The 20,349-nt window shown below is 70.6% G+C and carries 6 protein-coding genes; 4 read left to right on the forward strand and 2 right to left on the reverse strand.

Annotated features, from left to right (window positions below; genetic code table 11):
• Positions 1 to 6: 6 nt before the first annotated feature.
• Both J7E96_RS26070 and J7E96_RS26075 read right to left on the reverse strand, forming a co-directional pair.
• Positions 7 to 648 (reverse strand): hypothetical protein, encoded by a 642-nt coding sequence (locus tag J7E96_RS26070; RefSeq protein ID WP_215134427.1) that lies wholly within the window; start codon positions 646 to 648, stop codon positions 7 to 9.
• A gap of 36 nt (positions 649 to 684) precedes the next feature.
• On the reverse strand, positions 685 to 1,632 hold the full coding sequence (locus tag J7E96_RS26075) for a methionyl-tRNA formyltransferase (protein WP_215134429.1): 948 nt from the start codon (positions 1,630 to 1,632) through the stop codon (positions 685 to 687).
• A 248-nt stretch (positions 1,633 to 1,880) separates the two neighbouring features.
• On the opposite strand from J7E96_RS26075, the gene J7E96_RS26080 reads away from it, so the two are divergent.
• The 4 genes from J7E96_RS26080 to J7E96_RS26105 all read left to right on the forward strand — a co-directional run bounded on the left by J7E96_RS26080 (position 1,881) and on the right by J7E96_RS26105 (position 20,251).
• Positions 1,881 to 3,233 (forward strand): lysine N(6)-hydroxylase/L-ornithine N(5)-oxygenase family protein, encoded by a 1,353-nt coding sequence (locus J7E96_RS26080; protein WP_215134431.1) that lies wholly within the window; start codon positions 1,881 to 1,883, stop codon positions 3,231 to 3,233.
• A gap of 108 nt (positions 3,234 to 3,341) precedes the next feature.
• On the forward strand, positions 3,342 to 4,379 hold the full coding sequence (locus J7E96_RS26085; RefSeq protein ID WP_215134433.1) for an iron-siderophore ABC transporter substrate-binding protein: 1,038 nt from the start codon (positions 3,342 to 3,344) through the stop codon (positions 4,377 to 4,379).
• A gap of 90 nt (positions 4,380 to 4,469) precedes the next feature.
• Positions 4,470 to 20,045 (forward strand): non-ribosomal peptide synthetase, encoded by a 15,576-nt coding sequence (locus J7E96_RS37680; RefSeq protein ID WP_251070431.1) that lies wholly within the window; start codon positions 4,470 to 4,472, stop codon positions 20,043 to 20,045.
• Positions 20,042 to 20,251, forward strand: a complete 210-nt coding sequence (locus tag J7E96_RS26105; protein WP_215134435.1) for an MbtH family protein — start codon at positions 20,042 to 20,044, stop codon at positions 20,249 to 20,251. The genes J7E96_RS37680 and J7E96_RS26105 overlap by 4 nt, the downstream gene beginning before the upstream one ends.
• Positions 20,252 to 20,349 lie beyond the last annotated feature (98 nt).

Genomic DNA, 20,349 nt, shown 5'->3' on the forward strand with positions numbered 1-20,349 from the left:
GGCTGCTCATGCCGGGTTCGGAACCTGGTCGAGGTGACTCAACCGGAGCGGGAAAGCCTCCGCCATACGGCGCCAGCCGTGGCCGCCGAAGTGGACCGAGCACCACGAACCGTCGACGAAGCCGATCTCGTGGACGCCGCCCGCCACATCACTGCGGTCCCGGATCCAGGTCACGTTGCGAACATCCGTGGCCCAGCCCACCTCGGCGGGACCGGGTACGCCGGTGAAGGAGCGCGCCTGGGACACGTACACGAGCTGCAGGCGGCGGTCGGTGACCTGCAGCATCACGGCCCTGTTGTTCTTGGTCCGGGGCACCAGGGCGCGGGCCAGTTGGCCGGCCATGCTGCTCCAGCCGCCGTGGAGCGGCTTGCCCGGCTTCTTCTCCTCACGCTCCGTGAACGCTTCGACGAGCCTCTCGACCGGGTTCCAAGTGGCGGTGGTGAGTCTCGCGGCCCAGTACAGAGGGAGCATCAACCAGCTCCCGAGCGTGCGGCGCTCGGATCGCAGAGCGCGCGGGCGGCGGAAATAGCCGGGCAACGGCGCCCGTTCGGCCAATGCGACCCCGTGATCAGCGCGCAGCACCTCACCCGCCGGTACCAACGCCCTCGCCCGCTCGACCGTGTCCCGGCCGCGTTCCATCCTGCTCACCAGAATTCGTCCCTTACTGTCCTGGCCGCCTGCCGGTCAGGGGCGGGTGGTGAGGTATCCGCCCATCGAGGTGAAGTAGTCGGTCGCGGCCATCTCCTCGCCGTCCTCCGTGCGTACGCGCTTGATCGCCAGGCCGTGGTTGCGGCCGGTGCGGGCGTCGGCTCCGGCGACGATCACCACGCCGTCGCCCTCGCGGTAGAAGATGCGGCCAGGGGTGCCGCCGTAGCGGCCTTCGGACACGACCGCCGCCAGGATCTCCAGGCGCTTGCCCTTGTGGTGGGTGAACGCGCTCGGGTACGGGGCGGACTGGGCGCGCACGAGGCGTTCGAGGTCCTCGGCCGGCCAGTTCCAGTCCATGCGGATGTCCTCGGCGGACCGCTTGTGGAAGAAGGTCGCCTGCGACCGGTCCTGCTTGGTGAATTCGGTCTCGCCGGCGGCGATGCGGCCGAGTGCGCCGACCGTGACCGGGGCGATGAGGTCGACGGTCTTGTGGAACAGGTCGGTGGCCGTGTCCGTCGGTTCGACCGCCACCGCGCGCTGCACCACGATGTCTCCGGCGTCGAGCTCGCCGTCCATCATGTGCGCGGTGACGCCCACTTCACGCTCGCCGTTGATCAGGGCCCAGATCAGCGGGGAGAAGCCCGCGTACTTCGGCAGCAGCGAGTCGTGCACGTTCAGCGTGCCGTGGCGGGGGAGGTCGAAGATGCGCGGCGGAATCCACGTCCGCCAGTTGTTCGCCACGATGATGTCCGGGGCGGCCTCCTTGAGGGCCAGGAACAGTTCCTCGTCGTCCGGCCGGTTGCGGATCAGCACGGGTACGCCGTGCTCCTCGGCGAGGTCGGCGACCGAGTCGCTCCAGATCTTCTCGTACGCGTGCTCGCTCTTGGGGTGCGTCACGACCATCACCACGTCGTGCTCGGAATCCAGGAGAGCTTGCAGGGTGCGGTGCCCCCAGGTCTGATAACCGAACATGACGACCCGCATGGGGTTCCTCCTCAGAGCAGTAATGGACGAACGCAAGTAAAGCAAGCCTTACCTAAGGATGCAACGGCGCATGATTTTGGGCTGTGTTTGCCTCCATGACCCACTGCTTGTCCGATTTGCCCCGTCGACAGGTTCGCCAGATCAGGTTAGCTTTACCTAAGTTCCGCTCGGCCCGCCGCTCAGTCGGCTTGCCCTGTTCTCGTTTGCCCAACGCCTGACAAGCGGCTGCCCCGCACGATGGGAGTGACATGTCACAGGCTCTTCCTGACGACGCACCACCGATCCACGACCTCATAGGAATCGGCTTCGGCCCCTCCAATGTGGCCATGGCGATAGCGCTCAGCGAGCACAACGCACGCGTCGGCAGGCAGGAGGCGGTCACTGCTCACTTCTTCGAGCGTCAGCCGTCCTTCGGCTGGCACCGCGGCATGCTCATCGACGACGCGACCATGCAGGTCTCCTTCCTCAAGGACCTGGTGACGCTGCGAAACCCGTCGAGTGAGTACAGCTTCCTGTGCTACCTCCAGAGCAAGGGGCGGCTGGTCGACTTCGTCAACGGCAAGAGCCTCTTCCCGTTGCGGGTGGAGTTCCACGACTACTTCGAGTGGGCGGCGGCGCAGGTCGACGACATGGTGTCCTACGGGCACGAGGTCATCGCCGTGCGGCCCGTCGTGCGCGACGGAGTGGTGGAGTACGTCGACGTGACGGCCCGTTCGGGGTCGGAGGTCGTGGTCCACCGGGCCCGTAACCTCGTGATCGGCACGGGCCTGCGGCCGCAGATGCCGGAAGGCGTCGACCGTACCGACCGGATCTGGCACAACTCGGACCTGCTGGCACGCGTGGATGGCCTGGACGACGCCGAGCCGTCCCGCTTCATCGTGGTCGGAGCCGGCCAGAGCGCCGCCGAGAACGTGGCCTTCCTGCACCGCCGCTTCCCCGACGCCGAGGTGTGCGCCGTCTTCGCCCGCTACGGGTACAGCCCCGCGGACGACAGCAGCTTCGCGAACCGGATCTTCGACCCCGCTGCGGTCGACGACTACTTCACGGCCCCCGACGAGATCAAGCGCAAGCTGATGAACTACCACGGCAACACCAACTACGCCGTGGTGGACATCGACCTGATCGACGACCTGTACCGCCAGGCGTACCAGGAGAAGGTCCTGGGCACCGAGCGTCTGCGGTTCCTCAACGTGTCCCGCATCACGGACGTCGTCGAGACCCCGGACAAGGTCCGTACGACGGTCGAGTCGCTGGTCACCGGCGAGAAGACTCCGCTGGACGCCGATGTGGTGGTCTACGCCACCGGCTACCGGTCCGCCGACGCCCTCGGGCTCCTCGGTGAGATCGGCGAGCAGTGCCACCGTGACGACGAGGGACGGGTCCGCGTCGAGCGTGACTACCGCGTCGCCACCGACCCCGAACTGCAATGCGGTATCTACCTCCAGGGCGGCACCGAGCACACGCACGGCATCACGTCGTCCCTGCTGTCGAACACCGCGATCAGGGTCGGCGAGATCCTCGACTCGATCGTGGACCGGAGCCAGGCGCCCTCCGCCGGCCCGCTCCGCAACGCCGCCGACGAGGTCAGCACGCCCCTCTAGAGACACCGTCTCCTTCGAACTCCCCCACAAACGCGCCTTCTCCGGTGGACGTCTCCCGCCGGTGGGCGTGGCACTCGCACCGTGAAAAACCCCGTGAAAGGAAGCACCGTGTCCACTGGTACACGCCCCGCGCTGACGAGGATCGTCAGAAACGTCCCCCGCGTGGCAGTCGCCGCTGTCGCCGCGCTCGCCCTGACCGCCTGTGGGGGAGGGGCCGACAAGCCGGAGTCCAAGTCGTCCGGGGAGGCGGACGCGAAGTCCGCCGCATTCCCGGTCACGGTGGAGCACAAGTACGGCAGTACGTCGATCGAGACGGAGCCGAAGAAGGTCGTCACCCTCGGTCTGTCGGACCAGGACGCGGTGCTGGCGCTCGGTGTGAAGCCGGTCGGTTCGGTTGACTGGTTCAAGGAGAAGCCGTACGGCAAGTGGCCGTGGGCCAAGGATCTGTGGGGTTCCTCGAAGCCGCAGATCGTCGGTGAGCGCGACGAGTACAACATGGAGAAGATCGCGGCCCTCAAGCCGGACCTGATCGTCGCTCAGTACTCGGGCATGAAGAAGGAGCAGTACGAAACGCTCTCCGAGATCGCCAAGGTGGTCGCCCAGCCTAAGGGCCACGAGGACTACCAGGCGCCGTGGCAGGTCATGACCAAGCAGATCGGCAAGGCGCTCGGCAAGGACGCCGAGACCGAGAAGCTGATCTCCGGCATCGACGCGCGCTTCAAGGCCGTCCGCGACAAGCACCCGGAGTGGAAGGGCAAGACGGTCACCGTCGGCGAGCCCTACGAGCCGGGCAAGTTCTCCGCGTTCTCGCCCAAGGACCCGAAGGTCATCTTCCTGAGCGAGATGGGCTTCACCACCTCCGAGGCGTACCGCAAGGCGCTCGGCAAGGAGAACATCGCCGACCTCAGCTCGGAGCGCCTCGACGTCATGGAGGCCGACCGCACGGTCTGGCTGGGCACCCCTGAGACGGAGAAGGCCATGAAGGCCGACCCGCTCTACAAGAAGACCAAGGTCCACAAGGAGAAGCGGGACCTGTTCCTGCCGTACGACAGCCCGGACATCGGCGCCGCGCTGTCCTTCAACACCGTGCTGAGCATCCCGTACGCCGTCGACCAGGTCGTACCGATGCTCGAAGCCATCAAGTAGCTCCCCACCGTCGCGCCTGTCCGGTAACCGTCCCCACCGGGCAGGCGTGGCGCGCGCACGCGACCCCGTACGCCCATCGACGACTCTTCAATGACGCACCACCAGGGAAAGGCCCCTTCGACGATGTTTGACGCCGAGTCGGACCGGACATCCGCTGCCGGGATACCCGTCACCGGTGGGCAATCCGGCATCTGGCTTGCCCAGCAGATCGAGCCGGACAGCTCGGCCTACAACGTCTCCTTCCTCCTGGACCTGCGCGGCGACGTCGACCTTTCCCGCCTGACCGACTCCGTGCGGCAGGCGGTCGAAGAGGCGCAGTGCCTGCATGTGCGCGTGAGCCCCGAGGGCGCGGCTCCGCGCCAGACACCCACGCGGTTCGCCGTCGACGTTCCCACCATCGACCTGCGGGACGAGCCGGATCCCGAAGGCGCTGCCGCGCAGTGGACCGAAGCCGAACGTGACCGGCCCGCCGACCTCCAGCACGGTCCGCTGTTCGCCCATGCCCTGCTCCGGCTCGCCGACGACCGCGTCCTCTGGTACCAGCGCTACCACCACATCGTCAACGACGGCGCAGGCATCGCGCTGATCACCCACCGGGCCGGCGAGCTCTACACCTCCGGCGCGGAGGCCGGTGACACGGACTGGGCGCTGTCCCGGCTGGTGGACGCCGACCGCACCTACCGGGAGTCGGAGCGCTACCAGGCGGATCGCGCGTACTGGCTGAGCCGGCTTGCCGACCGGCCGGAGCCCGTACGCCTCGTCGAACGCGCGTCGGCGCCGATGACGCGGCGGATCCGCCGCACGGCGGAGCTGTCAGCGCAGGACACCGCCCGGCTGCGGGGCGCGGCCGCAGGCGCGGGCGTCCGGCCTTCCCGTCTGCTGGTGGCTGCCGTGGCCGCCTACCTGCACCGGGTCACCGGCGAGCAGGACCTGGTGCTCGGCCTGCCGGTGACGACCCGGCAGGACGCCGGGTCGAGGGATGTCCCCGGCATGGTGTCCAACGTCCTCCCGCTGCGGGTGGCGGTCCGCGGGAGCATGACCGGCTCCGAGCTCGTGGAGGCGGTGCGCTGCGCGGTCGCCGAGACGGTGGAGCACGGCCGATACCGTGCCGAGGACCTGGCGAGGGACCTCGGGCTGGTCGACGGCGTACCGGAACTCGTCGGCCCCACGGTCAACATCCTGCCCGGCGGCGAAGGACTGCGCTTCGGCGACCACGAGGCCGACCTCAAGCCCGGCTGGCTCGGCCCGGTCAGCGATCTGGCGGTCACCGTCGACGAGTCCCGCGCGGGCGAGAACATCCGTATCCACTTCGACGCGGACGCGGCGGTGTGCGACCAGCGGACGCTGACCGACCACGAGCGCCGTTTCCTCATGCTGCTGGACGCCCTCGTCGAGGGGATGGACCGCCCCATCGGTCACATCGAGCTGACGTCCGGCGCGGAGCGGGCGCAGCTGCTCGACGTGTTCGGAGCCGCGCCGTGCGACGCCCCCGAACTGTCCTGGCCCGCCGCGTTCGAGCGGCAGGTACGCCGCTCGCCGGACGCCGTCGCGCTCGTGTGCGAGGACCAGGAGCTGTCGTACGCCCAGCTCAACGCAGCGGCGAACCGGCTGGCCCGCCTGCTGATCGCGCGCGGTGTGCGCGACGAGGACGTCGTCGCCGTGGCCGTGCCGCGCTCGCCCGAGCTGGTGGTCTCCCTGCTGGCGGTGATGAAGGCGGGAGCGGCGTATCTGCCGCTGGACGCCGACCACCCCCAGGACCGGATCGCCTACATGCTGTCCGACGCCGGCGCGCGGACCGTCGTCACCACGCGCGAGCTGGCCGGTGCACTGCCCACCGCGCCCGGCGTCGGCCACGTACTGCTCGACGACCCGTCCGTGGCCGCCGAGTCCGCCGCGCTGGACGGTTCGGACCCCGGCCTGCCGATCGCCCTGGACCAGGCCGCGTACGTCATCTACACCTCGGGCTCCACCGGCCGTCCCAAGGGCGTCGTGGTCTCGCACGACGGGGTCGGCAGCCTGATCGCCACAGCAACCGAGCGGATCGGCATCGACGCGGACAGCCGCGTCGTGCAGTTCGCCTCGGTCGGCTTCGACGTGACGGTCTGGGACCTGATCATGTCGCTGTGCGTCGGCGGCCGGATCATCGTCGTCCCCACCGAGCGCCGCGTCGCCGGGCCCGCCCTGACGGATTACATCGCGGAACACCGCGCCACGCACATGATCCTGCCGCCGTCGCTGGTGTCTGCGCTGCCGCAGGAGTGCGAGCTGCCCGACGGGGCGGTGCTCGTGGTGGGCACCGAGTCGGTGCCGAGCGAGCTGATCGCCCGCTGGGGCGGGCGGCTGCGCGTCGTCGTCGCGTACGGACTGACCGAGGCCACGGTCAACTCCACGCTGTGGCTCGCCGAGCCCAACTGGCAGGGGCCCGCGCCGATCGGCGTACCCGACCCCAACACCCGTACGTACGTGCTCGATTCGGCGCTGCGTCCCGTCCCCGTGGGAGTCGAGGGTGAGCTGTACGTCGGTGGCCGCGGCCTGGCCCGCGGCTACCTGGGCCGGCACGGTCTGACCTCGGAGCGGTTCGTCGCCGACCCGTTCGGGCCGTCGGGTGCGCGGATGTACCGCACCGGCGACCGGGTGCGCTGGAGCGCCGACGGTGACCTGGAATTCCTCGGCCGCGCGGACGGCCAGCTCAAGATCCGCGGTCACCGGATCGAACCGGGCGAGATCGAGAGCGCGTTCATGGCGTGCCCGGGCATCGCCCAGGCAGCGGTCCTCGTACGGGAGGACCACCGGAGTGTGAAGCGCCTCGTCGCCTATCTGGTGGGTGGCGGGCACGCGGATGCCGACGCTTCCGTCGCGGCGGCGCGGGTACAGGTGGCGGAGGCGCTGCCGGACTACATGGTGCCGTCGGCACTCGTCGTACTGGACGGGCCTCTTCCGCTGACGCCCAACGGAAAGCTCGACACCCGGGCGCTGCCCGAGCCGCAGTGGACGGCGATGACCGGTGACGCCGAGCCGACGACGCCGGCCGAGGCGGCTCTGGCCAAGCTGTTCGCCGAGCTCCTCGACCTTCCGTCGGTGGGCGTGCACGACAGCTTCTTCGAACTCGGCGGCGACAGCATCGTCGCCATCCAGCTGGTCACCCGCGCCCGTGCCGAAGGGCTGACGATCAGCCCGCGCGACGTGTTCCGGCACCGCACGGTGGCGGCGCTCGCGCGCGTCACTGACGGTGCGGACGCGCCGTCGGGTGAAGCCGGTGCGGTGGCCGAGCCCTTCTCCCTGGTTCCGCTGACCGGCGCCGAGCGTGCCGAGTTCGATGCCGCCGTCCCGGATCTCCTCGACGTCGTACCGGCCACTCCGCTTCAGGAGGGCTTCTTCTTCCACGCCGCCGTCGACGAGGGCGGGTCGGACGGCTATGCCGTGCAGGACACCCTCGAACTCGCCGGTGACGTGGACGCCGAGGCGCTGCGGGCGGCCACGCAGCGGCTACTCGACCGCCACCCGCTGCTGCGCGCCGCCTTCCGGCAGCGCACGGACGGTCAGATCGTGCAGCTCATCGGGGAGCGGGTGGAGCTGCCGTGGCGCTTCACCGATCTGTCAGGACGAGGTGGGGCGGAGCAGTCCACGGCTGTCGACGAGATCACGGCGCAGGAGCGGGCCGAGGGATTCGACCTCGGAGTACCGCCGCTGATGCGTGCCGCGCTGATCCGGCTCGGCGAGCAGCGGTCCCTGCTGGTGCTGACCATGCATCACATCGTCGTGGACGGCTGGTCCGTCTCGCTCATCATGCGGGAACTGCTGGACGGCTACCGTCCAGGCGCGGCGGTCGAACCGTCGGTGCCGGCCGAGTCCGTCGCGACCTACAGGTCGTACGCCGGGTGGCTGGCCGGCCGCGACCGGGAGCCGGCGCTGAGCGCGTGGCGCGAGGCGATGGCGGGGCTCGACGCTCCGGCCAGGCTGCCCGTACGCGGCGGGGAGCCTAATCCTTCCGAGACGGGCAAGGTCATCCTTGAGCTGTCCGCGCAGGACACGACAGCGCTCATGGCGCGGGCCCGCCAGCTCGGGCTGACCCTGAGCACCGTCGTGCAGGGCGGGTTCGGTCTGGTGCTCGGTGATGTGGTTGGTTCCCACGACCTGGTCTTCGGCAGCACCGTCTCCGGCAGGCAAGCGGCCGTCGAGGGCGTCGAAGCACTGGTCGGTCTGCTGATCAACACCGTGCCCGCCCGGCTGCGGTGGCGTCCGGAGCAGCCGCTCGCCGAGGTCCTGGCGGGATTCCAGGACGGTCAGGCCGACCTGCTGGACCACCAGCACCTCGGACTCGCCGACATCCAGCGAGCCGTCGGCCGGGGCGAACTGTTCGACGCGCTGGTCGTGGTGGAGAACCTGCCCGACGCGGGCGAGCCGACCGATCCGGAGGGGCAGGTCCGTATCGTCGGATCGCACATCCGCGACGCGGTGCACTACCCACTGGCGCTCACCGTGCTCCCCGGCGAGCGACTTGAGCTGAGGCTCGAACACGATCCCTCTCGACTGGATGCCGCTTCTGCCGAGCGGTTCGCCGCCCGCCTGCGGGCGGTGTTCGACCAGGTGATCGCCGACCCCGGGCTCCCGGTCGCCCAGCTGACCACGCAGACGGCAGACGAGCTGCGGAGCACGCTCGACCGCCTCACCGGGCCGGATCACGCTCTGCCCGTCGGCACGGTGCACGGAGCGTTCGCCGAGCAGGTACGTCGTACCCCTGACGCGACAGCTCTGATCCAGGACGGCCAGCGGACGACGTACGCCGAGCTTGAGGAGCGGGCCGAGGCGCTGGCGCAGCGGCTGTTGGCCCAGGGTGTGGGACATGAGTCCATCGTGGCCGTGGCTGTTCCCCGGTCCGCCGAGACGCTTGTCGCCCTGCTCGGTGTGCTCAAGGCGGGTGCGGCCTACCTGCCGGTCGACGTCGACTACCCGGCCGACCGGGTTCGCTACATGCTCGCGGACTCCGGGGCACGAACGGTCGTCGCCACCGAGGAGTCGTGGGCGCGTCTGCCCGAACTGGCGGACGTGGCACGGGTCCTCCTCGGCGAGGGGCACAGCACGGACCCTGTCCCGGCCGTACTCGTCCATCCGGACAGCGCCGCGTACCTGATGTACACCTCGGGATCGACCGGCCGGCCCAAGGGCGTCGTGGTGACGCACCGGGCGGTCGTAGGCCAGCTGGCCTGGACGGCCGAGGAGTTCGGGTTTTGCCCCGGCGAGCGGGTGCTGCACCAGTACTCGACCAGCTTCGACCCGTCCGTGCAGGAGATCTTCGCCCCGCTGCTGACCGGCGGAACCGTCGTCATCGCCAGGCCGGACGGCCACCGCGATCCGGCGTACCTCGCCGAGCTCATCCGCGACGAGCGGGTCACCAACGTCGATCTGGTGCCTTCGCTGTACGGCGCGCTGCTCGCCGAGGAAGAGGCCGGTCAGTGGTGGACGAGTCTGCGCAGGGCGTTCAGCGGGGGAGAGGCACTGCCCGTCCCGCTCGCGCGGCGCTGGCACGAGCGCACCGGAGTGCCGCTCTTCAACGTCTACGGGCCGACCGAGGCCGTCATCCAGGTCACCAGCTGGGAGGCGGGCTCCGAACCGGCTGAAGCGGGCACCGTACCCATCGGGCGTCCGGTGTGGAACACCCGGCTCTACGTGCTCGACCGGTACCTCCGCCCTGTTGCCGAGGGTGAGTCCGGCGAGCTCTACATCGCGGGCGCACAGTTGGCCCGTGGTTACCACGGACGCACCGCGCTGAGCGCGGAGCGCTTCGTCGCCGATCCGTACGGCGGGCCCGGAGAGCGGATGTACCGCACCGGAGACATGGTCCAGTTCAGTGGAGACGGTGTGCTCACCTACCTCGGGCGCACCGACCACCAAGTCAAGATCAGGGGAAACCGGGTGGAACTCGGTGAAATCGAAGCGCGGCTGCGCGATGAGCCGGCCGTCGGCGATGTGGTCGTCGTGGCCCGCGACGACGACCGTGGAGTCAAGCAGCTGGTGGCCTACCTGGTCGCCGCTGCCGGAGCGGCCCTGGATGTCGCGGCCGTACGGACCGCGTTGAGCGGTTCGCTTCCCGCGCCCATGGTGCCCAGCCACTTCGTGGAGCTCGACGCGCTGCCGTTGACGCCGGGCGGGAAGATCGACCACAAGGCGCTGCCCGCCCCCGAGGTCCGGAGCAGGCGGCAGGGACGTACGGCGCGCGAGGGCCGCGAGCGGCAGCTCTGCGCGATCTTCGCCGACGTGCTCGGGATCGACGAGGTCGACGCGGACGAGGACTTCTTCGTACTCGGCGGAGACAGCATCCTGTCCATGTCGGTCTCCAGCCGCGCCCGCAAGGCCGGCCTGTCGATCAGCCCCCGCGACGTGTTCGAGCACCGCACGCCGGCCGCGCTGGCGGCCACCGTCGTCGGCACGGAGGACGCCGGGGACGCCGCACCCGCGGTCGTCGCCGACTCCGACGGTGTGGGCGACGTACCGCTGCTGCCCATCGTTCACCAGCTCCGCGAGGACGGTGGAACGGTCAGCCGCTTCAACCTGTCCATGCTGCTCCAGGCGCCCGCCGCGGCGGACGCCGTCGCGCTGGCGCGGGTCCTGCAAGCGGTCCTGGATCACCACGACGGTCTGCGGCTCACGCTCTCCCGGATGGATCTCGGCCCGGCGATTCCCGCGCTGTGGTCGGCTCAGACGCTTGCCGTGGGGTCGGTGGCCGCGGCCGCTCTGCTGCGGCGCGTCGACGTACGCGACCTCGACGACGCCGGACTCCGTACGGTGATCGCCGAGGAGTCCGACGGTGCGGCTTCCCGGCTCGACCCTGACAGCGGCGTCATGCTGCAGGCCGTCTGGTTCGACGCGGGCGGCGAGCGGCCGGGCCGACTGCTGCTCGTCGTCCACCACCTGGCGATCGACGGCGTGTCCTGGCGCGTGCTGCTCGGTGACCTCGCCGCCGCGTGGGACGCCGTCGCGCAGGGCGAGCGACCTGTCCTGGAGCCGGTGCCCACGTCGCTGCGACGCTTCGCACGGGACGTCGCCGAGCAGGCGACCTCACCGCAGCGGCAGGCGGAACTGCCGTACTGGGCGAAGACCCTGGCGCCCGGAGCCGAACTGATCGCCGGTGCGACACGTGCTGGAACGGCCGGTTCGGCGCGGGAACACGTTGTGTCGCTTTCCGCCGAGGACACCCAGGCGCTGCTGACGTCGGTGCCTGCCACGGCCGGAGCCGATGTCACCGAGGTGCTGCTCAGCGCGCTGCGGATCGCCGTGTCGCGCTGGCGCGGAGGGCGGGACGCCGGGTCTGACGGCGATCTGCTGGTGGATCTTGAACGGCACGGACGCGACGGCACCGACATGGACCTGTCGCGCACCGTGGGCTGGTTCACCAGCCTGCATCCCGTACGGCTCCCCGCCGCCGACGGCGCCCTCGACGTACTCAAGCTCGTCAAGGAGTCCGTGCGGTCGGCGCCGGACTCCGGTGCGGGCTACGGCATGCTGCGCTACCTCAACCCGCAGCTCGCCCCGGTCTTCGCCCAGCTGTCCAGCGCCCAGGTGCTGTTCAACTACTTCGGCCGGCTCCCCGCCGAGCAGACGCACGACTGGGCGCCCGCCGTCGAGGCCGACGCCCTGTCCGTGGAACCCGACGCCGACCTGGTCATGCCGTACCCGCTCCAGGTCAACGCGGTGTGCGCCGACACCCCGCACGGCCCCGAGCTGCGCGCCACCTGGACCTGGCCGGCGGGCGACACGCTGACCGAGGAGGACGTACGGGCGCTCGGCCGTGAGTGGGCGGCCGCATTGCGCGAACTCATCGCGCAGGCGACACAGTCCGGCCCGCAGGGGCGGGCTCTCACGCCCTCGGACGTGCCGCTGGTCCAGCTCGATCAGGCCGACATCGACCTGATCGAGCGCGTCAGCCCGGTGCCCGTCGCCGACATCTGGCCGCTTTCCCCGCTGCAGGAAGGCATCCACTTCCACGCCAGCTACGACACGTCCGCGCTCGACGTCTACACCGCGCAGGACAACTTCGATTTCGATCACCGCCTCGACGCCGACCGCCTCCGTGCGGCCTGCGCGACGCTGCTGCGCAGGCACCCGAGCCTGTGCGCCGGCATCACCAGTGACGGCCTGCCCGCGCCCGTGCAGTTCGTCTGCTCAGCGGCCGAGCTGCCGGTGCCGCTGACCGAGGTGGACCTGACCGGCCTGAGCGAGCAGCAGCGGAAGGCACGCCTCGACGAGATCGCCGAGGCCGGCCGGCGCGAGCGGTTCGACCTGGCCGCGCCCCCGCTGTTCCGGCTCAAGCTGATCCGGCTCACGGAGAACACCGACCGTCTGATGCTGAGCCACCACCTGGTGGCCTGGGACGGCTGGTCGCAGTCCGTCTTCCTCGACGAACTGCTCGCTCTCTACGCCGCGGCGGGCGACGACAGCGCGCTGTCCGTACCCGGCAGCTACCGCGACTACCTGAGCTGGCTGGCCGAGCAGGACTTCGACGCGGCCCGTGAGACGTGGCGCCACGCCCTGGCGGGACTCGACGAGCCCACGCTCGTGGCGCGGACCCGCCGACAGAGCAGTGACGAGCCGACGATCCCCCGGCGCCGTACCTTCGAACTGTCCCCGGAGTTGAGTGACCGCCTGCGGGCAGCCGCCCGTGAGCACGGACTGACGATCAACGCGGTGCTGTCCGCCGCGTGGGCGCTCGTACTGTCCGCGACGGTGGGACGCAACGATGTGGTGTTCGGCGCCACGGTCGCCGGACGGCCGGCGGACGTGTCCGGAGTCGACACGGCGATCGGCATGTTCCTCAACACCGTGCCCCTGCGCGTCACGCTCGACCCCGACGAGCCGGTCGCGGACCTGCTGCGCCGTATGCAGTCCGAGCGGGTCGAGCTGATGGGCCACGAGTACCTCGGCCTGGCCGAGCTGCAGCGAGCCGGTGGCCACACCACCCTCTTCGACACCCTGTACGTACTCCAGAACTTCGCCGACGAAGGCGCGTTCAACCAGCTGACCGCCCGGCACGGCATCACCGGCGTGGGCAGCGTGGACGCCACCCACTACCCCATGACGCTGATCGTCAACCCGGCCGGGTCCGTCCAGGCGAAGCTGGAGTACCGCCCGGACCTGGTCGACGACGAGCAGGCCGCGGCCACACTGGAGCGCTTCGGCACGCTGGTGGAACGCCTGATCGGCGACCTGTCGGCGCGCGTCGGCGCCCTGGACCTGCTGCTGCCCGGCGAGCGCGCCGAACTGCTCTCCGCGTGGGAGTCCAGCGTCAACCCGGTGCCCAACGAGACCGTCGCGGACATGCTGGCGGCTCAGGTCGCCCACACGCCGGACTCGGTGGCGCTGGTGTTCGGCGAGACAGCCCTCACGTACGCGGAGCTGGACGCGCAGATCAACCGGCTCGCCCGGCTGCTGCTCGCCCGTGGCGCGGGACCGGAGAAGGTCGTCGCCCTCGCCCTGCCGCGTTCCACCGAGATGGTCGTCGCGCTGTTCGCGGTGCTGCGCACCGGCGCCGCCTACCTGCCACTCGACCTCGACCACCCCGCCGACCGGCTGCGCCTGATGGTCGAGGACACCGGGCCCCTGTGCCTGCTGTCCACGACGGCCGTCGCCCCGACCCTGCGCGGCGAGACGGGAGCCGTCGCCCCCGAACTCCTGCTGGACGACCCGTCCGTCGCCGCCGAACTCGCGGCCCTCCCGTCCGGGGAGGCCACCGACGCCGAGCGGCCCGCGTTCGCGCACGAGGTGGAGAACCGGCTGGAGCACCCGGCCTACGTCATCTACACCTCCGGCTCGACCGGCAAGCCGAAGGGCGTCGTCACCCCGTACCGCGGTCTGACCAACATGCAGCTCAACCACCAGAAGGAGGTCTTCGACCCGGCCATCGCCTCGGCGGGCGGCCGACGGCTGCGCATCGCGCACACCGTCTCCTTCGCCTTCGACATGTCCTGGGAGGAGCTGCTCTGGCTCGTCGAGGGACATGAGGTGCACGTCTGCGACGAGGAGCTGCGCCGCGACGCCGAAGCCCTCGTGGCGTACTGCGACGAGCACCGCGTCGACGTGGTCAATGTGACGCCGACGTACGCCCAGTTGCTGATCGAGGAGGGCCTGCTCGACCACGACGAGAGCGCCGGCAAGCACCGGCCTGCCTTGGTCCTGCTCGGCGGCGAGGCCGTGTCCGACACGGTGTGGACGCGACTGCGCCGCACGGAGGGAACGTACGGCTACAACCTGTACGGGCCGACCGAGTACACGATCAACACGCTCGGCGGGTCCACCACGGACAGCCCGACCCCGACCGTCGGCATGCCGATCCGCAACACCCGGGCGTACGTGCTCGACGCGATGCTGCGCCCGGTCCCGCCGGGCTGCCCCGGTGAGTTGTACATCGCCGGCACCGGCCTCGCCCGTGGCTACCACGACCGGCCCGGCCTGACGGCAGAGCGGTTCGTCGCCGACCCGTTCGGCGCTCCCGGTGAGCGGATGTACCGTACGGGCGACCTCGTCCGGCAGCGCCCGGACGGCCTCATCGACTTCCTCGGCCGTACCGACGACCAGGTCAAGATCCGCGGCTACCGGATCGAACTGGGCGAGATCTCCTCCGTCCTGGCCGCCCACCCCGAGGTCGCACACGCCGCGGTCGTCGTGGCGGAGACCGCCGGGACGAAGCGGCTGGTCGGCTACGTCGTACTGGAGGAAGGCTCTGAGGAGGGTGACGCGCTGCTCCAGCGGCTGCGCGAGCACCTGAAGGCCGGCCTGCCCGACTACATGGTCCCCGCCGCGTTGGTCACCGTGGAGACCCTGCCGCTGACCGTCAACGGCAAGCTCGACGTCAAGGCCCTGCCCGCCCCTGACTTCGCCGGGCCGAGCACCAGCCGCGCGCCCCGGTCGCCGCAGGAGGAGACGCTCTGCGCGCTCTTCGCCGAAGTGCTCGGACTGGCCGTCGGCAGCGTGGGAATCGACAGCAACTTCTTCGACCTGGGCGGCCACTCGCTCCTGGCCACCCGCCTGATCAGCCGCGCACGTACCGCGCTGAAGGCCGAGCTGGCGATCCGCGACCTCTTCGAGGCGCCGACCGTCGCCGAGCTGGTGGTGCGCGCGACCGGATCACAGGCCGCCGAGCGCCCGGCGCTGACGGCCGGCGAGCGGCCCGCCGAGCTGCCGCTGTCCCACGCCCAGCAGCGGCTGTGGGTCATCCAGCAGATCGAGTGCACCTCGGCCGCGTACAACTTCCCGCTCGTCATGCGACTGCGCGGCACGCTCGACGTGGACGCGTGGCGGGCGGCGCTGGCCGATGTGACGGCACGTCACGAGGCACTGCGTACGTTGTTCGGCGAGCGCGACGGCCAGGCGTACCAGCGCGTCCTGCCCGCCGAGCAGGCGCACCCGGTGGTGGAGTGCGTCCGCGCCGGTGAGGCGGAGGTGAGCGGCATCGTCGACGCCGCCATCAACCGCCCGTTCGATCTCGCCGCCGAGCTGCCGCTGCGGGCGACCATCATCGAGGTCGCGCCGGACGACCACGTCGTCGTCATCCTGCTGCACCACATCACCACCGACGAGTGGTCGGACCGTCCCTTCCTGCGTGACCTGGCCGCTGCCTACGCCGCCCGCCGGTCCGGCTCGGCGCCCGAGTGGGAGCCGCTGCCCGTCCAGTACGCCGACTACGCGCTGTGGCAGCAGCGGCTGCTCGGTGACCCGGCCGACGCCCAGAGCCTGGCCGCCCGGCAACTGGAGTACTGGCGTACGACGCTGGAGGGTGCGCCGGAGGAGATCGAGCTGCCGGCCGACCGGCTGCGGCCCGCACGGCCGGCCTTCACCGGAGCCGAGCTCGACATCGAGTTCGACACCACGGCCTACCAGGGGCTCAAGCGGCTGTCCCGCGAGAGCGGCGCCAGCATGTTCATGGTGGTGCACGCGGCCGTCGCCGCGCTGCTCCACCGGATGGGCGCCGGTACGGACATCGCTCTCGGCTCGCCCATCGCGGGGCGCAGTGACGAGGCGCTCGACGAACTGGTCGGCTTCTTCGTCAACACGCTCGTTCTGCGGACCGACCTCAGCGGCGACCCGAGCTTCACCGAACTGCTGGCGCGGGTCCGCGACACCGACCTGGCAGCGTTCTCCCACGCGGACGTGCCGTTCGAGTCCGTCGTCGAGAAGCTCAACCCGACGCGCTCGCTCGCCCGTAACCCGCTGTTCCAGGTGATGGTGGGCTACCACAACCGCACCGGCGACGAGCTGGAACTGCCCGGTCTCGGTGTGGAGTACGTGCCGTTCCGGATCAAGTCGGCCAAGTTCGACCTCGTGTTCAGCTTCACCGAGCAGGTCGGCGCCGACGGGAACGACGGCGCGCTCAGCTGCCGCCTGGAGTTCGCCACCGAGCTGTTCGACCAGGAGACCGCCGAGCGGCTCGGCGACCGCCTGCGGCGGCTGGTCTCGGCGCTGGTCGCCGAACCCGAGGCCCCGGTCTCGGCGGCGGACGTACTCGCCGCCGACGAACGGCAACTGGTCCTGGAGGGCTTCAACGCCACCGAGCGGGTGGTCGACGAGTCCTCGCTGCCGGCCCTGTTCGCCCAGCGGCTCGCGGAGCGGCCCGACGCGGTCGCCGTCGTGGAGCGTTCCAGGTCGGTGAGCTACGCCCAGCTGGACGCCCGGTCCAACCGGATCGCACGCCTGCTGGCCGCACGCGGTGTGGGCGCAGAGAGCGTGGTCGGCGTGGCCGTGCCCCGCTCGGTCGACATGATCGCGACGGTGCTCGCCGCCCTCAAGCTCGGGGCCGCGTTCCTGCCGCTCGACCTGGTCCACCCGGCCGACCGGCTCTCGTACATGATCGAGGACTCCGGTGCCGCCCTCGTCGTCGGCACCGAGCCGGTGGCCGGGAAGATCCCGGAGGTGGCGGGCGTACCCGTGGTGCTGCTCGACGCACCGCAGACCACGGCCGAACTCGACGGGCTGCCCGAGTCGCGGGTGGACGGTCTGCCGGTGAGCCTGGACCAGGCCGCCTACGTGATCTACACCTCCGGTTCGACCGGCCGGCCCAAGGGCGTCGTCGTCCCGCACGACGGCATCTCCAGCCTGGTGGCCACCGCGGTCGACCGGATGGGCCTGGAACGCGACAGCAGGGTGCTCCAGTTCGCGTCGATCGGCTTCGACGTCTTCGCCTTCGAACTGTCGATGGCGCTGTGCCACGGCGGCCGCCTCGTGCTCATATCCGACGAGGCACGCGTCGCCGGACCGGCGCTGACCGACTTCCTGGCGGACCAGCGGATCAGCCACATGATCCTGCCGCCCTCGCTGGTGTCGGCGCTGCCGGCGGGATGCGAGCTGCCCGAAGGATCGACCATCCTGGTCGGCACCGAGACCGTGCCGCCGGACCTGTTCGAGCGCTTCGGCGCCTCGGCCAACCTGATCTGTGCGTACGGTCTGACCGAGGCGACGGTCAACTCCACGCTCTGGCCCGCCCGCGAGGCCGGTGGACGGCCCACCGGGCGCGTGCCGATCGGCCGGCCGGACCCCAACACGGTCTGCTACGTACTGGACGCCAACCTGAGCCCGGTCCCGCCGGGCGTGGTGGGGGAGCTGTACGTCGCCGGTCGCGGACTCGCCCGCGGCTACCTCGGCAAGTCCGCGCTGACCTCGGAGCGGTTCGTCGCCGACCCGTTCGGCCCGCCCGGCACCCGGATGTACCGCACCGGTGACCGCGCACGCTGGCGCACCGACGGCAACATCGACTTCCTCGGCCGGGTCGACACCCAGGTGAAGATCCGCGGATTCCGCATCGAGCTGGGCGAGATCGAGGCGGCGCTCGCCGACCACCCGGCGGTCAGCCAGGCCGCCGTCGTGCCCGATCATGAGGGCGATATCGTGCGGCTGGTGGGTTACGCCGTCCCGGAGCGCGGCGATCTCGAAATCGACCCGCAGGCGCTTCGTACGCACGTAGCCGGGCTGCTGCCCGAGTACATGGTGCCCGCCCTGGTGGTGCCGCTGGACGGTCCGTTGCCGCTGACCCCCAACGGCAAGCTGGACCGGAAGGCGCTGCCCGCGCCTGACTGGTCCGGGATGACCGGTGACGCGCGCCCCGCCACCGAGACGCAGATCCGGCTGGCCGGGCTGTTCGGCGAGATCCTGAAGCTGGAAGATGTCGGCATCCACGACAACTTCTTCGCGCTGGGCGGCCATTCGATGGCCTCGATGCGGCTGCTCGGCCGGATCCGCTCCGAATTCGGCGTCGAGCTGAGCATCCGCGACGTCTTCGACGCGCTGACCGTCGCCGGAATCGCCGCCAAGCTCGACGGAGCGTCGGCCGCCCGGCCGCCGCTTCGCCCGGTCGAGCACCGCGCGGAGGGTGCTCCGCAGCTGGCCGCGCCCGTACAGCGGTGGCAGTGGTCGTCGTACCGACGGCACGCCGGCTTCGACCACGCACTCGTGCTGCGCTCGCCCGGAGGGCTGGACGCCGACGCGCTGTCGGCCGCGCTGGGAGATGTGGTGGCACGGCACGAGCCGCTGCGTACGGTCTTCACCGAGCGGGACGGGGCCGTACACCAGCAGGCCGCGCAATCGCCGGTCCTGGAGCGGGAGCAGTGCGCCGATGTGGACGCACGGCTCGCCGAACTCGCCGCGCAGGCCCCGGAGCTGTCGCTGGAACCGCCCCTGCGGGCCCGGCTGCTCACGTCGCCGGACGGCACCCAGGCGGTGCTGCTGACCATGCACTACCTCGCGGTGGACGAGTGGTCGGTGGTGCCTCTGTTCCGTGACCTCACCACGGCGTACGAGGACCGGACGCACGGCCGGGAGCCCGCGTGGGAGCCGCTGCCGGTCACGTACGCCGACTACACCACCTGGGCGCACGAGGTGCTCGGCGATCTCGCCGACCCCGACAGCCTGGGCGGGCGGCAGCTCGCGTACTGGCAGCAGACGCTGAAGGACCTGCCGCAGGAGCTGGCGCTCCCGACGGACCGGCCGCGTCCCGCCGCACCCGGCCTTCTCGGCCACGGTGGTGACTACGTAGGATTCGTCCTCGACGAGCAGCTCCACGCCGACGTGGACCAGCTCGCCCGGGCGACCGGCACCAGCATGTTCATGGTCCTGCACTCGGCGCTGTCGGCCCTGCTCACCGCGCACGGTGCGGGCACCGACCTGCCGATCGGCACCATGGTCGCGGGCCGTACCGACGACCAGCTGGCCGACCTGGTCGGCTGCTTCTTCAACACCGTGGTGCTGCGCACCGACACCGCGGGCGACCCGACCTTCGCCGAGCTGCTGACCCGGGTGCGGGAGACGACGCTCGGGGCGCTGGACCGGCAGGACGTTCCGTTCGACGAGGTCGTACGGGCGACGGGCCTGCTCCCGGAGGGACCGCAGCTCATGGTGATCCACCATGAGCAGGCGGACCTCGGGGAACTTGAGGGCGGCATGGGCTCGTTCCACGCTGTGCCCACCGGCTCGGTGCAGGCCGAGTTGACGCTCAGCTTCTACGAGCCGCGCGGCGACGGGCCGGTGCACTGTGAGCTCATCTACGCGACCGACCTGCTCGGCAGGGCCAAGGCGGGGCAGCTCGCCGACGAACTTCAGGTGCTGCTGCGGAATGTGGCAGCCGACCCGGAACAGCCGCTCTCGGAGCTGTTCACCGTAATGTCCATGAGGAGTGAGAACGCATGACCACCAACCCGTTCGAGGACCCGCAGGGCCGCTTCCTGGTCCTGACGAATGATGAGAACCAGCACTCGATGTGGCCGTCCTTTGCCGAGGTGCCGGCGGGGTGGCGGGTCGTGTTCGGTGAGGACACGCGGGAGGCGTGCCTTGCGTATGTGGAGGCGAACTGGACGGATCTGCGGCCCGCTAGCCTGATTGCGCAGCAGGGCTAACGGTCGCGCTGCTGAAGCCAAGTCGCCGCCTGTGATGAGGGACCACCTCACCACAGGCGGCGACGCGCGTTTCACCCCCGCCCGCCCCAGGCGCCAAT

This window comes from Streptomyces sp. ISL-96 (assembly GCF_018614035.1).
Taxonomy (GTDB): Bacteria; Actinomycetota; Actinomycetes; order Streptomycetales; family Streptomycetaceae; genus Streptomyces.

What these genes read in the sequence shown, in the direction of transcription:
- J7E96_RS26080 (WP_215134431.1), top strand. Translation starts at nt 1,881, where the DNA reads ATGTCACAGGCTCTTCCTGACGACGCACCACCGATCCACGACCTCATA.
- J7E96_RS26075 (WP_215134429.1), bottom strand. Translation starts at nt 1,632, where the DNA reads ATGCGGGTCGTCATGTTCGGTTATCAGACCTGGGGGCACCGCACCCTG.
- J7E96_RS37680 (WP_251070431.1), top strand. Translation starts at nt 4,470, where the DNA reads ATGACGCACCACCAGGGAAAGGCCCCTTCGACGATGTTTGACGCCGAG.
- J7E96_RS26105 (WP_215134435.1), top strand. Translation starts at nt 20,042, where the DNA reads ATGACCACCAACCCGTTCGAGGACCCGCAGGGCCGCTTCCTGGTCCTG.